This window comes from Pseudomonas sp. SA195 (assembly GCF_054131565.1).
The window spans coordinates 2,796,437-2,811,671 of the sequence record NZ_CP096392.1; the positions used below are offsets into that span (position 1 = coordinate 2,796,437).

Here is a 15,235-nt window from a genome sequence, read left to right on the forward strand (position 1 = left end):
GCTGCCCGACGCTCATCCTCGGCGTAGCGGCGGCGTACGCGGCGGCACCTGTCGCTTGTTGCCAGTCGCCTCGTAAGCCGCAGCCAGCCTCAGCAACGCGGTGTCGTCATAGGCGCGACCGGCGAACGTCAGGCCGACCGGCATGCCGATATCCGCCATGATCCCCATCGGCACGGTAACGGTCGGTACGCCCAGATGCCTGATCGCCAGGTTGCCGTTGGCAACCCAGACGCCGTTACTCCAGGCGATGTCCGCCGATTCGGGGTTAACGTCAGCGTCGGCCGGTGCCACGTCCGCTACGGTCGGGAAGATCACCGCATCGAGCCCGAGCCGAACCATCCAGTCCTCAAGGTCGATCCGGCGCGTCTGCTCAAGGCCACGCAGGCCGTCCGGCAGCGTCTCGATCTGATCCCACGGCGTGATGCCGCGCTCAGCCATGCGCACGTATTCATCCATGCCAGCGGCCAAATCGCCTTCACGGTTCGGCAATGTGCCTGGGTCGTGCGGGAAGATCTGTGGGCCGTCGACATCCACCAGGCGGTTCAGCGCCGGGTCGCCATTGGCCTGCAGAAAATCGTCGAACGCCCAGGCGGTGAGGTCCCAGAGTTCGTGGTGGAGAAAGTCCTTAGAAACCAACCCGCGATTGAACACCGTCGGCGCGCCGGGACGGTCCCCTTCGCAATTGGAGACCAGCGGAAAATCCACCTCGACCACCTCGGCACCGGCGGCTTCAAGCGTATGGCGGGCCGCTTCCCATAACGCGATCACCGATGGCCGCGTATGGATGCGCTGCCCGGTCGGCCCGCCGATGCCGGGATTCTCGCTGGTGCCCGCCTCGGGATCGGCATTGATGTACATCCTCGGTACGCCGAAGCGCTTACCGGCCAGCGCGTCGGTCCCCGACAGTAATTCGTGATAGGACGCCGGCCGTACCGAGGCCACACTCGGCAAGGGCACCCACGGCTGCATGCGCCACAGGTCGCCCCGGGTGTCAGGGTCTTCCGCGACGATGATGTCGAGCACGTCGAGCAGGTCGGACATGGTCCGCGTGAAGGGCACGACCACGTCCATGGTCGGTGTGAGCGGCCAGTTGCCCCGCACGGAAATCACGCCGCGCGAGGGGGTGTAGGCACAAAGGCCACTGTTAGAGGCCGGGCCCCGGCCGCTCGACCAGGTTTCTTCAGCCAGGCCGAACGCCGCGAAGCTGGCAGCGGTTGCCGTACCGGCACCATTGGACGAACCCGACGCGAAGGGCGCCGGCAGGTACTCACCGTTATAGGGGCTCTCGGCGCGACCGTAGACGCCCCGCTGCATACCGCCATTGGCCATCGGCGGCATGTTGGTCTTACCCAGGCAAATCGCGCCTGCCCCGCGCAGACGCTCGATGGTGAAGGCGTCGCGGTAGGCGACGAGCTTGGCGAAGGCCGGGCTACCGGACGCCGCCGTCAGGCCCTTGACGAGATAGCTGTCTTTGGCGGTGTAGGGGATGCCGTCGAGCGGGCTCAGGGTTTCGCCGCGGGCGCGACGGGCGTCCGAAGCGCGCGCCTCTTCCAGTGCCTCCGGGTTACGCACCACCACGGCGTTGAGTGCCGTAGCGGTGTCCGGACCGTCGTAGGCCTCGATCCGCGCGAGGTAGGCCTGAACCAGTTCGACCGCTGTGACCCGCCCTTCGTCGAGTGCTTTACGCAGGTCGGCGATAGACGCTTCGGTGACTTCGATCGGTGTATTCATTCGGCCCTCTCTGGTTCTGGAAACGGTGCGCACAATATAGCGATATCCGCCCGGGCCGCCGAGAGGCCAGGGTTATGCGACACGATCTCAGTTGATAATAAATCGCAATAACTCTAGGATGCGCGCCCCTTCCGTTTCCAAGGATCGTACGATGCGGCGCCTTCTGTTCCCGATGCTCGCGGTTCCCACCCTGCTCTGCCAAACCACGGCCCTGGCCGACGAAGCGCAACAAAGCCCGCTGGCGCTCGATGAAATGGAAGTGACCGCATCGGCCGAACGCGCCGACGGCCCGGTCGACGGTTATCGTGCAACCCGCTCCGCCAGCGCCACACGTACCGATACCCCCATCCACGAAACGCCGCAATCGATCAGCGTCGTACCCGCGCAGGTCGTGCAGGACATCAGCGCGACCCGCCTGGAAGATGCGCTGGACTATGCCGGAGGTGTCGAGCGCGGCAACAACTTCGGCGGCCAGGGCCTGACCGAATTTCTCGTGCGCGGCTTCAGCACCCAGGAGTTCTACCGCAACGGCTTCGCGGTCAACCGCGGCTACCCGAACATGCCCGACGCCAGCACGCTGGAGCGCATCGAAGTACTGCGCGGGCCGGCATCGATGCTCTACGGTCGCGGCGACCCGGGCGGCACCTTCAACATCATCAGCAAACAACCTCAGGCACAGCAGCGTACGGTGCTTGGCAGCCAGGTCGACACCGAGGGCCTGCGCCGCGGCACGCTCGATACCACCGGTGCGCTCGACGAGAGCGCCGACTTCACCTATCGCCTGAATGTGGTGGCCGAGGGTGCCGACAGCTTCCGCGACCATGTCGAAAGCGAACGCTACAACGTCGCACCGGTGCTGCGCTGGCAGCTCAGTGACGACACCGCCGTGATCCTTGAAGGTGACTACCTGCACAACCGCCACCCGATGGACCGCGGCGTCACCCGCTACGCCACCCAGGCCGGCCAGTTGCCGCGCGATCGTTTTCTCGGCGAGGAAAGCGCCGGCAAGCTAACCAACCAGAACGCCACCACCCAACTGCGCGTCGAGCACCAGCTCAATGCCGACTGGGCGCTACGTGGCGGCGTGCAGTACCTCGACGGCAGCATCGACGGCGGTGCGGTGGAGAACAACGGCATCGCTGCCGACGGCCGTACCATTGGCCGGAACTACAGCGAGCGCTGGCTGAACTGGAACGACTTCATGGCCCAGACCAACCTCGAGGGCCATTTCGCGACCGCCGGGCTGGAGCACACCCTTTTGCTCGGGCTGGAATTCGACGACTTCAACTACAACTCGCTGATCCGTCGCTCCAGCGGCGCGGCGGACGCCTTCCCGATCGACCTTTACTCGCCAGTCTACGGCCAGGCGCTGCCCGCGCTGACCCGCACTACGACCCACGACGCAGAAGACCTCAAGACTTATGCCTTTTACCTGCAAGACCAGATCGCTCTGACCGAGCGCCTCAGTGCACAGCTCGGCGCTCGCCTTGAGCGCTTCGAGCAGCGCTACGTGAACAAGCTTTCCAGTACCGGCAGCTGGGACCAGTCGCACAATGCCGTTTCGCCGCGTTTCGGATTGATCTACGACCTGACAGACGAACTGGCCGTGTACGCCAACACTTCGCGCTCGTTCAAACCCAACCGCGGCGCGGACCGCTCCAGCCAGGCGTTCGATCCCGAAAAGGGCATCGCGCATGAGGCCGGGATCAAATACGAACTGCCGGACCACAACCTGAGCGTGACGGCGGCCCTCTTCCACATCACCAAGGAAAACGTGCTGACCACCGATCCGCAGGACAGCAACTACCAGGTCGCAGCCGGCGAGGTGCGCAGCCGCGGCTTCGACATCAGCGTCGCCGGCAACATAACGCCCGAATGGAGGGTAATCGGCGGCTATGCCTATGTCGATGCGGAAGTGACCGACAGCTCGACCACGACCATGCCCGTCGGCACCCGGCTGGCCAACGTGCCACGCCACAGCCTGAGCCTGCTCGACACCTACGAGTTTGCCGAAGGCACGCTAGCCGGGCTCGGATTGGGTGTTGGTATGAAATACGTCGGTGACCGCCGCGGCAGCACATCGAACACCGCCTTCGACATGGGCGCCTACACCACCGTCGATTTGCTCGCCTACTACCCGCTCACCGAGCGCGTGCGCCTCAACCTGAACCTCAACAACCTGTTCGACGAGGAATACGACGAGCGCGCCTGGGGCAACATCTGGGCCTACCCCGGCGCCCCGCGCACCTTGCAGGCCGGCGTTTCGATAAGCCTCTAGCCGCCAGGCGCTCAAGGAGCGCCCGAAACATCGTGTTAACGCCTCGGCCCGCGGATGGGCCAGCACATCGCCGCCCATCCGCGCGTCAGTCAGTTCCTCCCGCCACGGACCAGTCGTACGCCCAGCGCGGCGATGGCTGCCAAAGTCGCCAGCCCCACCACGCCCATCCAACTCCACTGCGCGAAGGCGATACTGCCGAGCCCGGCGCCTGCCGCCATGCCGATGAACACGCCGGTGAACAGCAGTGCATTCAAACGGCTGCGTGCGGCTGGTTCGATGCCGTAGACAATGGTCTGGTGGGCCACCAGTGTCGCCTGGATACCGAAATCGAACCCGATTGCAGCGACCACGATCAGGCCCAGCTGCCACTGTGGCGGAACAGCGACTGCCAACCCCAACATGGCAAAGCAGGCCGCAGTCAGCCCAGCACCTAAGCGGGTCACGCGCTCCGGCCCGCTGCGGTCGGCCAACCGTCCCGCCAGAGGCGCCGCCAGCGCACCTGCCGCTCCGGCCAGGCCGAATGCACCGGCGGCGGCGCTGCCCAGCCCGAAGCTTGAATGCAGCATCATCGCCAAGGTAGACCAGAACGCACTGAAGCCGACTGACAACAGCCCTTGTGAAAAGGCCGCACGACGCAGGGCTGGATAGCGCGACCAGAGCTTCAGCATCGAACCGAGCAGATCGCCGTAGGACAAAGCGGTCGTGGGAGCGAAGCGCGGCAAGCCGCGCCAGGCGCCAAGCCCGATCAATGCGATCGAAACGGCAGCCATCCCGTATACCGCTCGCCAGCCGAACTGGTCCGCGATCAGCCCACTCATCACGCGGGACAACAGGATCCCGAGCAGCAAGCCGGTCATCACCGTGCCGACGATCTTTCCGCGGTGCGCCTCGGGGGCTACCGTCGCTGCGGCCGGCACGATGTCCTGCGCCATGGTCGCGGTCAGACCGATCGCCAGGCTTGCCACGAGCAAGGTGGCGATGCCCGGGGCGAAGCTACTGATACACAGCGCCACAATCAGCATCAGGGACTTGGCCAGGATGATCCGGCGCCGGTCGTAACGATCACCCAGCGGCGCGAGCAACAGGATGCCCAAGGCGTAACCCAGCTGCGTGAGCATCGGCACCATGCCGACGGCGCGCTCACCCGCCTGGATGTCCGCGCCCAGCACACCGAGTATGGGCTGGCTGTAGTACAGGGTCGCCACGCTGAGGCCGGCGCCCGTGGCAAGCAGAAGAACCAACCCCCGCGACGGAGCCGCTGAGCCTTGATCGAGCGAGGGGATAAGCTGAGCTGAAGTCATGACATAGATCCATTGGCGTTGAAACGTGCCGCCATTCTCTTCGCGCATCACCAACCGCTGTAGTAGCCTCGTTTACACATCAGTTATGCGTGACACGTATGAAAGACCTCATCGTTACCGGGTTTGATCGCATCGAGCTGCTTCGGACCTTCGTCCGTATCGTCGATACCGGCAGCCTCTCCGCCGCCGCCTCGCAGATCGGCACCACCCAGCCAACCATCAGCCGACGACTGCAAACATTGGAGCGCTCGCTTGGCCTGCAGCTGCTCGCCCGTTCGACGCACCGGATGCAGCTCACCGGTGATGGTGAGCGCTGCTATGCCTACGCCGTGCAGCTGCTCGAACGCTGGGCGGAAATGGAAGCCGAGCTGCTCGGCGCACGCGACGATCCACGCGGCACCCTGCGCGTCCAGGCCCCGCATGCCTTCGGCCAGGACCAGCTGATTGCGCCGTTGGGCGACTATCTGCGCCGGTATCCCAAGGTCAACGTCGAATGGGTATTGCATGATCGCAGCCCGGATTTCAAAGCCGAAGGCATCGACTGCGCGATTCAGGTCGGTGTTATCGACGACCCGTCGGTGGTCGCCATTCGCCTCGGCGAAGTGCCACGGATCGTGGTCGCCGCGCCAGCCCTACTCGGCGACGCCCCATTACCGGACACGTCGGCTGAGTTGCAACGCCTGCCCTGGCTGGCGCTACGCACCTACTACACCGATCAGGTCGTGCTGACCTGCCAGGCGGACGGCCGAGAGCACCGCTTCGGTATCCAGCCACGCCTGAGCACCGACAGCCTTTATGCCCTGCGCAGCGCGGCACTGGCGGGGCTCGGTGCGTGCATCAGCTCCGCCTGGGTCGTCGCCCGAGACATTGAAGAAGGGCGTCTGGTGCAGTTGATCCCACAATGGCAGGCCGCGCCCTTGCCGGTCTACCTGATCCACCCCTACGCACGCAGTTACCCAGCCAAGCTGCGGCTGTTCGCCGAACTCATTCGGCAGCGCATGCCAAATCTCGTCGAATTGCGCGCGTCGGGGGACGCGAAAACCGATTGACGCCACCGAGAGGGCTTCAAGCCGCAGCCAACGCATGCGTGAGGCCTGCTGGTTCTGAGTTCGCTCGACAACGCGCCCGGCACACGACGCGAGAGAATCGAGCAAGGAGCACGGAGGATCCGGTTACAGCCAAGCCCCACCCAACAGGCAAGCTCGTCCCCACAGTTTCCGATTTGAAGGCTGTGAGGCATTTCCCGACGACTTCCAAAAGGAGCTCAGCATGTACACCTCGACCTCTACTCGCATCCGCTCATCCGGCCTGGCGACCGTGCTGGCATTCAGCACCGCGCTGCTGTCGAGCCCGACGAACGCCGACACCCAGGATGACCTGGAGACGCGCAACAAGCGAATCGTCACCGAAGCGTTCGACGCCTGGGCCGCGGGCGGGAACACGTTCTTCCGCGACATGCTCGCGCCGGATATGGTCTGGACAATCAAGGGTTCTGGCCCCAGCGCCGGTGAATACCGAGGCCTCGACAACTTCGTCGAGCAGGCCATTCGGCCATTCGCCTCGCGCCTGCAGACACCGGTCCGGCCCGTCAGCAAACAGGTCTGGGCCGATGGCGATCATGTCGTCATCCAGTGGGATGGCGCTGGCGTCGCGAAAGACGGCCAACCCTACTCCAACAGCTACGCCTGGATTTTCCAGATGCGCAACGGCAAGGCCACCGAGGTCACGGCGTACCTGGACCTTGCACCCTATGACGACGTCCTGCGGCGCATCCCGGCCCCGTAAAAGCAGCAACCACGCTGGCCCTGCAGACGACGTGTTGCCGATGCGCACCGATCTGGCGGGGCTTCTTCGCTTAGCGGATGTAGCTGCCGCCATTTACATCCAGCGTCGAGCCGTTGAGCGAGGCCTGTGAGTTGCGCAGCACGAAGGCCACCAGTTCGGCGACGTCGCCTGGCTCGGCCAACTCACCGATGGGGATTTCCGCCACGGCTGCCTGCTTGCCCTGCGTCGCGATGAAACGCTCGGCCATGTCCGTTCGCACCCAACCCGGTGCTATCGCCACGGCGACAATCCCGTCCTGCCCAAAGGAGCGTGCGATGGACCGCGTCAGATTGATCAGCGCGGCCTTGGTCGCACCGTATGGCAAGGCGTCCGCCGAATAACCACGCTGCCCGGCCCGGCTGGCCATGTTGACGATGCGCCCGCCACCGTTGCCCTGAAAATGACGGATCGCTTCGCGGCACAGGTCGGCCGCGGCAAAGAAATTGACCTGAAACTCGGTGCGCCAGGCACGCGTCCAGTCTTCCGGATCGGCCTCGATGGAGATTTCGGTGCGAATACCGGCGTTATTGACCAGTGCGTCGATGCGCCCAGCCAACTCGACTGCGCGCGCCCAGAGATCGAACGCCCCGGTGGGCGACGCCAGATCGCCCTGGACGACATAACCGCCGCCACCCGCAGCAGCCAGGGTTCGCTCGGCCGCCACCTGGTCACGGCCGTAATGCACGAGCACGCGTGCGCCTTCGGCGGCGAGCTGCTTGACGATTGCCGCGCCGATGCCGCCAGAGCCACCGGTCACCAGTACGGTCTTGCCTTCGAGCGGTTTGTCCATAGTGCGCATCCTCTTGCCCGTACACGAAAAGAGGGCCGATGGCCCTCCTCTCTGCGTTATCTGCGTTATCGATTAGCCGTTGCTCGGGAACGCGAACTGCGCCGCCTCGTGGCTCTCGCGCTTTGGCCAGCGCTGGGTGATGGCTTTGCGGCGGGTGTAGAAACGCACGCCGTCTGGCCCGTACGCATGCAGGTCGCCGAACAGTGAGCGCTTCCAGCCACCAAAGCTGTGGTAAGCCACCGGCACCGGTAGCGGGACGTTCACGCCGACCATGCCCACTTCGATCTCGTCGCAGAACAGCCGGGCCGATTCGCCGTCGCGGGTGAAGATGCACGTTCCGTTGCCGTATTCGTGGTCGTTGATCAGCTGCATGGCCCGTTCCAGGCTGTTGACGCGCACCACGCACAACACCGGGCCGAAGATCTCTTCCTTATATATGTCCATTTCGGGCGTGACCTGATCGAACAGCGTACCGCCGACAAAGTAACCGTCTTCGTACCCGCTGACGCGCAGCCCGCGGCCGTCGACCACCAGCCGCGCGCCCGCCGCCACGCCGCCATCGATGAAGCCCACCACCCGGTCACGCGCCGCGGCAGTGACGAGCGGCCCCATGTCCAGCCCACAGGCAGTGCCCGCACCGACCTTGAGCTGCTGGATTTGCGGTACCAGCTTGTCGATCAGCGCATCGGCAATCTGATCGCCTACACAGACGGCGACCGAGATCGCCATGCAGCGCTCACCGCACGAGCCATAAGCCGCGCCCATCAAGGCACTTACTGCGTTGTCCAAATCAGCGTCGGGCATCAGTACCGCATGGTTCTTGGCGCCGCCCAGTGCCTGGATGCGCTTGCCGCGCTTGGTGCCCTCGGCGTAGATGTACTCGGCAATCGGTGTGGAACCGACAAAGCTCAGCGCCTTGACCTCCGGCGCCTCGATCAGCGCGTCGACGGCCGTCTTGTCGCCGTGTACGACATTCAAGACGCCCTTGGGCAGGCCGGCCTGATGCAGCAACTCGGCGATGAACAATGTCGAACTCGGGTCGCGCTCAGACGGCTTGAGGATGAAGCAGTTGCCGCAGGCGATCGCCAGCGGGTACATCCACAACGGCACCATCGCCGGGAAGTTGAAAGGCGTGATGCCCGCGACGACGCCGACCGGATGCAGATCGCTCCAGGCATCGATGTTCGGCCCGACGTTGCGGTTGTATTCGCCCTTGAGCAGCTCGGGCACGCCACAGGCGTACTCGACGTTTTCGATGCCGCGCTTGAGTTCGCCCGCCGCATCCTCGACGGTCTTGCCGTGCTCGGTACTGATCAATTGGGCGATATGCTGCTCGTTCTCTTCGAGCAGTTGCTTGAAACGAAACATCACCTGGGCGCGCTTGGCCGGCGGCGTGTTGCGCCAGGCCGGGAACGCCGCCTTGGCTGAATCGATGGCCTGCTGCACCGTGGCACGGTCAGCCAATGCAACCTGGGCCACGGCCGTTCCAAGGGCTGGATTGAATACGTCAGCGGTGCGCTCAGCGTTGGCGACGCGCTCGCCGTGAATCAGATGCGGTACGAGTGTCATGGGTGTTCCTCGATCAATAGCCGGGATGCATTGTTAATGGGCGGAGCTGTCAATTGACGCCTTGCAAAGCCTGACCAACCGCATCGAATACACGGTCAAGATCCTCAGGCTTGGCGTTGAAGGTCGGCCCGAACTGCAGAGTGTCCCCGCCGAAACGCACATAGAAGCCAGCCTTCCACAAGGCCATGCCGGCCTCGAATGGGCGGACGATGGCGTCGCCGTCGCGCGGAGCGATCTGCAGCGCGCCGGCCAAGCCGCAGTTGCGGATATCGACGACGTGCTTGGCGCCCTTCAACCCGTGCAGCGCCTGTTCGAATTTCGGCGCAAGGGCCGCCGACTGCTCGAGCAGCTGCTCGCGCTGCAACAGGTCGAGGGTCGCCAGGCCTGCTGCACAGGCAACCGGGTGCGCTGAATAGGTGTAGCCGTGGGTGAATTCCACCGCATGCTCCGGGCTGCCCTGGTGCATGAAGGTGTCGTAGATCTCGCGGCTGGCGACGACCGCGCCCATGGGAATGGCGCCGTTGGTGATCTGCTTGGCGACATTCATCAGGTCCGGCGTCACGCCGAAGTATTCAGCGCCCGTCCAGGTACCCAAACGGCCGAACGCGGTGATGACTTCATCGAAGATCAGCAGGATGTTGTGCTGCGTGCAAATCTCCCGCAGGCGCTGCAGGTAGCCTTGCGGCGGCACGATGACGCCGGCCGAGCCGGACATGGGCTCGACGATCACCGCAGCAATGTTCGAGGCATCGTGCAGCTCGATCAGCTTGAGCAACTCGTTGGCCAGCTCTACCCCACCCGTTTCGGCGGCACCCTTGGTAAAGGCCAGGCCCGGCTGCAGTGTGTGCGGCAGATGATCGACATCCATGAGCTGACCGAACATCTTGCGGTTACCACCAATGCCGCCGAGGCTGGTGCCGGCGACGTTCACGCCGTGATACCCACGCGCGCGGCCGATCAGCTTGGTTTTCTGCGGCTGCCCTTTCAGACGCCAGTAGGCGCGCGCCATTTTGATCGCGGTATCGGCGCATTCGGAGCCCGAGCCGGTGAAGAACACGTGGTTCAGATCACCGGGCGTCAGCTCGGCGACCTTCTCTGCCAGCCGGAACGACAGCGGATGGCCGTACTGGAAGGCCGGCGCATAGTCCAGCGTGCCAAGTTGCTGCGCAACGGCTTGCTGGATTTCCTTGCGTGAATGGCCCGCGCCGCAGGTCCAGAGTCCAGACAGGCTGTCGTAGACCCGGCGACCCTGGTCATCGATCAGCCAGCTGCCTTCGGCAGCAACGATCAAACGTGGATCGCGCTGGAAGTTGCGGTTCGCCGAGAAAGGCATCCAATGTGCGTCCAGCTTTAGCTGGCTCTGAGCAGGCGAAGGGAACTGCAAAAGCTGATTCATGGCGTGAGACCTGTGGCTGGTTGACCTGCCTTGCAGCTTGTTCTCATGCGTTAGGTGAGTTAAATCTATATTTACTTCACTTCAGTTATGGATTTATTTACCTATGACGAAGAAAGCGCCGCTCAACCAAGTGGCCGATTTCGACCTGCGCCTGCTCCGGCTTTTCCGCACTGTCGCCGAGTGCGGCAGCTTCGCCGCTGCCGAAGGTGTACTGGGAATTAGCCGCTCGGCCATCAGCCTGCACATGGCCGATTTGGAAAAGCGCCTGGGCATGCGCCTGTGCCAACGCGGCCGAGCAGGCTTCGCATTGACGGACGAAGGCCGCGAGGTGCTGCGCGCCGGTGAAGCCGTGCTGGTGGCCATCGAGGGCTTTCGCAGCGAAGTGAACCAGATGCACCAGCAGCTGCGCGGCGACCTGAACATCGGCATCGTCAACAACCTGGTCACCCAGCCGAAGATGCGCATCACTCAGGCACTCAAGGCGGTGCGTGCGCAGGGCAGCGGCGTGCGCATCAACATCAGCATGAGTACGCCTGCGGAAATCGAGCGAGGCCTGCTCGACGGGCGCCTGCATGTCGGTGCCCTGCCGCTGGTGACGCCGCTTTCAGGGCTGGAATACACCCAGCTTTACGAAGAACGGTCGAATCTTTACTGCAGCCGCGAGCACCCACTGTTCGCCCGCGCCGCGGACCTGAAACCAGCCGAACTGGAACACGTCGACGCTGTGGTGCCGAGCTACCGCATGACCGCCGAGGCCATCGGCCTGCATCAGCAGCTCAACCTCAGCGCCTCGGCAACCGACCGCGAAGGCACCGCGTTCCTGATCCTTACCGGCAGCTACATCGGCTTTCTACCGGACCACTACGCCGAAAATTGGGTTTCCAAAGGACAGATGGTCGCGCTGCTGCCCGAACGCATGTTCTTCGAGGCGAAGCTGGCCTTGGCGACACGTCGCGGCCGTCGCCCTCATCTGATCCTCGAGCATTTCCTCGAAGCCTTGCAGCAGACGGCCTGAGCGGCTGACCAATCGGTCAGAACACGGCCATTACACCCCTGTTAGCCCAAGCACGCCCGGGAAAATTTTCACTGCGGCGTGTTGACACGCGTTTTTTTACGGGCCTACTCTGCATGCAGCACTGCACACAAGGCGCCAGCCAAACAGACGGTGCACGATCGGTTGCTTCGTACTTCTGCCTATAAAAACAACGCTATCGGTGAGGTCAGACATGGCTCGATTCATTTCCCGCAAGATCCGCAACGCCATTGCAGGTGCTGCTGCAATGGGCGCATTGCTAACCCAACTGCCTGCTCAGGCAAACGATGCAACGCTCTGGAAAGACATTCAAAAAGCCGGCGTGCTGCGCTGTGGCGCGGCGACAGCGGCGCCCTATGTCATGCGTGACGCCAGCTCAGCCGACTACAGCGGCTTCTTCGTCGACCTATGTCGCGACTTCGGTGAAAACGTGCTGAAGGTCAAGGTCCAGTTCGTCGACACCAACTGGGACAACCTCGTCGCCGGCCTGCAGAGCGGCAAGTGGGACCTGGCCATGGCGCTGAACCAGACGCCGGAGCGTGCCCTCGCAGTGGCGTTCTCGGACAAAGCCACTGACTACGAAATCTCACTGCTGGTGAACAAGGACAACCCCAAGTTCGAAGGCGCCGGCGAGAGCCTGCAGGACTACGACAAGGACGGCGTGACATTCGCGGTGATGTCCGGCACTGCGCAGGACAAGGCCATTACCGCAGCGGTAAAAAACGCCAAAGTCATGCGCCTGCCGGGCATGGACGAGACGCGCCTGGCGGTCATGTCGCGTCGTGCCGACGTGCTGGTCGACGCCAACGACACCAACCATCTCTTCGCCCTGGCTAACCCTCAATGGGCCAAGGAAGTCCTGCCCAATCCGGCGCTCGCCAAGCAGGGCGTTGCGTTCGGCTTGCGCCGCGACGTGTCCGCGGCCGACCTCCAGGTCTTGAACATCTATCTCTCCCAACGTCGAGCGACCGGCGAAATCGCCGCCCTGGTCGACAAGGCATCGCAGCAGCTCAACGCGGCTAACAAGCCCGCTCAGTGATCCGTTGACCCCGAGGGCTCCTGCAGCCCTCCAGGAGAACCCGAGAATGAAAGCTCCCTATCTGGTGGCCGCCCAGCCACAGCCCGTGCTCGCCCCTGAAACGGCTACCACCGAGCCGGCCGCGCCCGCCCCACAGGCCGTCGATATGACCGGCGATTTCATTCAGCTGCGCGACGTGTGCAAGGCCTACGGCGAGCAGCTGAAGGTCATGGATCACATGAACCTCGACATGCGCGCCGACGACCGACTGGTGATCATCGGCCCAAGCGGTAGCGGCAAGAGTTCGCTGCTGCGGGTGCTGATGGGGCTGGAAAGCATCCAGCAAGGGACGATCCATTTCCAGGGTCAGCCCTACATCCATGGCGAGTCGGTGCGCGGCAAATCGCTCGACGAAAAACTGCGCACCCAGATCGGGATGGTGTTTCAGCACTACACCCTGTTTCCGCATCTATCGATCCTCGGCAACTTGATCCTGGCACCTACCAAAGTGCACGGCACATCGAAGGCCGAGGCTACCGAACGGGCACGCGCGCTGCTCGCCCGCCTCGGGCTGGAAAACAAGCTCAACGCCTACCCGAGCCAGCTGTCCGGCGGGCAGAAGCAGCGCGTCGCCATCGCCCGCGCCTTGATGCTCGAGCCCAAACTGATGCTGTTCGATGAGGTCACCTCGGCGCTCGACCCTGAAATGGTCACCGAAGTGCAGAACGTGATGCTGCAACTGGCCGAGCAAAAGATGGCGATGATCATCGTCACCCACGACATGCATTTCGCCCGGCATATCGCGACCCGCGTGGTGTTCTGCGCCAACGGCAAGGTGGTCGAGCAAGGCCCGCCGGAGCAGATCTTCAAGCAGCCCCGCGAAGCGCGCACCCGCGAATTCCTCGAAAAAGTCATCCACCTGGATTGAGGAGGGTCAGTCATGGACTACCAATTCGACTTCCACTTCCTCAAGGGCAGTTTCGACGCGATCTGGGACGGCCTGATGGTCACGCTGCAGCTGGCCTTCGTCTCGAACGTGATCGGCCTCGTCCTTGGATTCGGCCTGTGCCTGCTCGCCATGAGTCGCTGGCCGTTCCTGCGCTGGCCCGCTCAGCTGTTCATCGAATTCTTTCGTTGCACACCGGCGCTGCTGCAGATCGTCTGGTTCTTCTATTGCGTGCCAATGCTGTTCAACGTGTTTCTCGACCCCGTCGCCATGGGGTTCCTGGCACTCGGACTCAACCTGACGGCGTTCAATGCCGAAGCCTATCGAGCCGGCGTACAGGCAGTACCGCGTGAACATCTGGACGCCAGCATCGCGCTCGGCCTAAAGCCCTGGCAACGGACGGTCTATGTGGTGCTGCCACAAGCCCTGCGCAGCGCGCTGCCGGTGCTCATGACGAACGGAATCGGCAGCCTGCAACAGAGCGCGCTGGTGGCCATCGTCGCCGTCTCGGACCTCATGTACGTCGGCAAGATGCTCGCCACCGAAGCCTATCGCCCCCTGGAAACCTACAGCCTGATCGCGTTGATCTACTTCGCCCTCTCGCTGCCCATCTCGCAGCTGGTGCAGTACTACGAGCGCCGCCAGGAAGCCGCGACCGCGCGCTGAGGAGTTGAACATGAATATCGAGATCGACTTCACAGCCGTGTTTTTCTTCTGGGACGTCTTGCTCAAGGGCCTGGCGTTGACGCTGGCCATCACGCTCAGCTGCGCATTGGCGGGCAGCCTGGCGGGCTTCCTCATCAGCTTGTTGCGCATATCGAAAAGCCGCCTGCTGAGCTGGCCGAGTTCGCTATACGTGGAGTTCTTTCGCGGCACACCGCTGCTGATTCAGCTGTTCTGGGTGTTCTTTTGCTTCCCGGTGGTGCTTGGCGTATCGATGTCGCCGTACGTCTCGGTGTTCATCGCGCTGACGCTGTACATGGCTGCAATCACCAGCGAGACCTTCCGCGGCGCGCTCAAGTCCATCGCCGCCGACCAGCACGACGCCTGCACTGCGCTCGGCCTGACGTCACGAGTCAAGGTGATCTACGTGATCTTCCCGCAGGCGCTGCTGCGCTCGGTGCCGCCGCTGCTCTCGAACGTGGTGAGCCTGTTCAAGGAAAGCGCGCTGATCTCCTCGGTGGGCGTCGCCGACCTGATGTTCGTCGGCCAGAACATTTCCAACAGCACCGCACGACCGGTCGAGTTTCTCTCCGCCGTGGCCGTCATCTACTTCCTCGTCGCGTTCCCACTCACCCGCCTGGTTGGCGTGGTCGAGGCCCGCATGCTCAAGCGCTACGCCTACTAAC

General features: G+C 63.6%; 13 protein-coding genes. 8 read left to right on the forward strand and 5 right to left on the reverse strand.

Annotated features, from left to right (window positions below; translation table 11 throughout):
• Window positions 1-12: 12 nt before the first annotated feature.
• Window positions 13-1,731, reverse strand: a complete 1,719-nt coding sequence (locus M1D78_RS12855; protein ID WP_437420400.1) for an amidase — start codon at window positions 1,729-1,731, stop codon at window positions 13-15.
• Between the two features lie 151 nt (window positions 1,732-1,882).
• Here M1D78_RS12855 and M1D78_RS12860 point away from each other — a divergent pair, with 151 nt between their 5' ends.
• Window positions 1,883-4,009, forward strand: coding sequence for a TonB-dependent siderophore receptor (locus tag M1D78_RS12860; RefSeq protein WP_437420401.1), 2,127 nt, complete (start codon window positions 1,883-1,885; stop codon window positions 4,007-4,009).
• An 89-nt stretch (window positions 4,010-4,098) separates the two neighbouring features.
• Here the strand turns inward: M1D78_RS12860 and M1D78_RS12865 are convergent, their stop codons facing one another.
• Window positions 4,099-5,310, reverse strand: a complete 1,212-nt coding sequence (locus M1D78_RS12865; RefSeq protein WP_437420402.1) for an MFS transporter — start codon at window positions 5,308-5,310, stop codon at window positions 4,099-4,101.
• 98 nt (window positions 5,311-5,408) lie between these two features.
• Here M1D78_RS12865 and M1D78_RS12870 point away from each other — a divergent pair, with 98 nt between their 5' ends.
• A complete protein-coding gene (locus M1D78_RS12870) occupies window positions 5,409-6,359 on the forward strand; it encodes a LysR family transcriptional regulator (protein WP_437420403.1) in 951 nt (316 codons plus the stop codon).
• Window positions 6,360-6,579: 220 nt separating this feature from the next.
• Window positions 6,580-7,095, forward strand: coding sequence for a nuclear transport factor 2 family protein (locus tag M1D78_RS12875; protein ID WP_437420404.1), 516 nt, complete (start codon window positions 6,580-6,582; stop codon window positions 7,093-7,095).
• A 70-nt stretch (window positions 7,096-7,165) separates the two neighbouring features.
• On the opposite strand, the gene M1D78_RS12880 is transcribed toward M1D78_RS12875, so the two are convergent.
• The 3 genes from M1D78_RS12880 to M1D78_RS12890 all read right to left on the reverse strand — a co-directional run bounded on the left by M1D78_RS12880 (window position 7,166) and on the right by M1D78_RS12890 (window position 10,889).
• A complete protein-coding gene (locus M1D78_RS12880) occupies window positions 7,166-7,924 on the reverse strand; it encodes an SDR family NAD(P)-dependent oxidoreductase (protein ID WP_437420405.1) in 759 nt (252 codons plus the stop codon).
• Window positions 7,925-7,996: 72 nt separating this feature from the next.
• Window positions 7,997-9,493 (reverse strand): CoA-acylating methylmalonate-semialdehyde dehydrogenase, encoded by a 1,497-nt coding sequence (locus M1D78_RS12885; protein ID WP_437420406.1) that lies wholly within the window; start codon window positions 9,491-9,493, stop codon window positions 7,997-7,999.
• 49 nt (window positions 9,494-9,542) lie between these two features.
• Window positions 9,543-10,889, reverse strand: a complete 1,347-nt coding sequence (locus M1D78_RS12890; RefSeq protein WP_437420407.1) for an omega-aminotransferase AptA — start codon at window positions 10,887-10,889, stop codon at window positions 9,543-9,545.
• 103 nt (window positions 10,890-10,992) lie between these two features.
• On the opposite strand from M1D78_RS12890, the gene M1D78_RS12895 reads away from it, so the two are divergent.
• The 5 genes from M1D78_RS12895 (at window position 10,993) to M1D78_RS12915 (ending at window position 15,234) form a co-directional block, all read left to right on the forward strand.
• Window positions 10,993-11,904 (forward strand): LysR family transcriptional regulator, encoded by a 912-nt coding sequence (locus M1D78_RS12895; RefSeq protein ID WP_437420408.1) that lies wholly within the window; start codon window positions 10,993-10,995, stop codon window positions 11,902-11,904.
• Window positions 11,905-12,115: 211 nt separating this feature from the next.
• The gene (locus tag M1D78_RS12900) at window positions 12,116-12,961 is read left to right on the forward strand and encodes a transporter substrate-binding domain-containing protein (RefSeq protein ID WP_437420409.1); all 846 of its coding nucleotides are present in this window, start codon (window positions 12,116-12,118) and stop codon (window positions 12,959-12,961) included.
• Window positions 12,962-13,106: 145 nt separating this feature from the next.
• On the forward strand, window positions 13,107-13,868 hold the full coding sequence (locus M1D78_RS12905) for an amino acid ABC transporter ATP-binding protein (RefSeq protein WP_437421309.1): 762 nt from the start codon (window positions 13,107-13,109) through the stop codon (window positions 13,866-13,868).
• A gap of 12 nt (window positions 13,869-13,880) precedes the next feature.
• Window positions 13,881-14,552, forward strand: a complete 672-nt coding sequence (locus M1D78_RS12910) for an amino acid ABC transporter permease (RefSeq protein ID WP_437420410.1) — start codon at window positions 13,881-13,883, stop codon at window positions 14,550-14,552.
• A gap of 16 nt (window positions 14,553-14,568) precedes the next feature.
• Window positions 14,569-15,234 (forward strand): amino acid ABC transporter permease, encoded by a 666-nt coding sequence (locus tag M1D78_RS12915; protein ID WP_437421310.1) that lies wholly within the window; start codon window positions 14,569-14,571, stop codon window positions 15,232-15,234.
• The last annotated feature ends 1 nt before the right edge of the window (window position 15,235 follow it).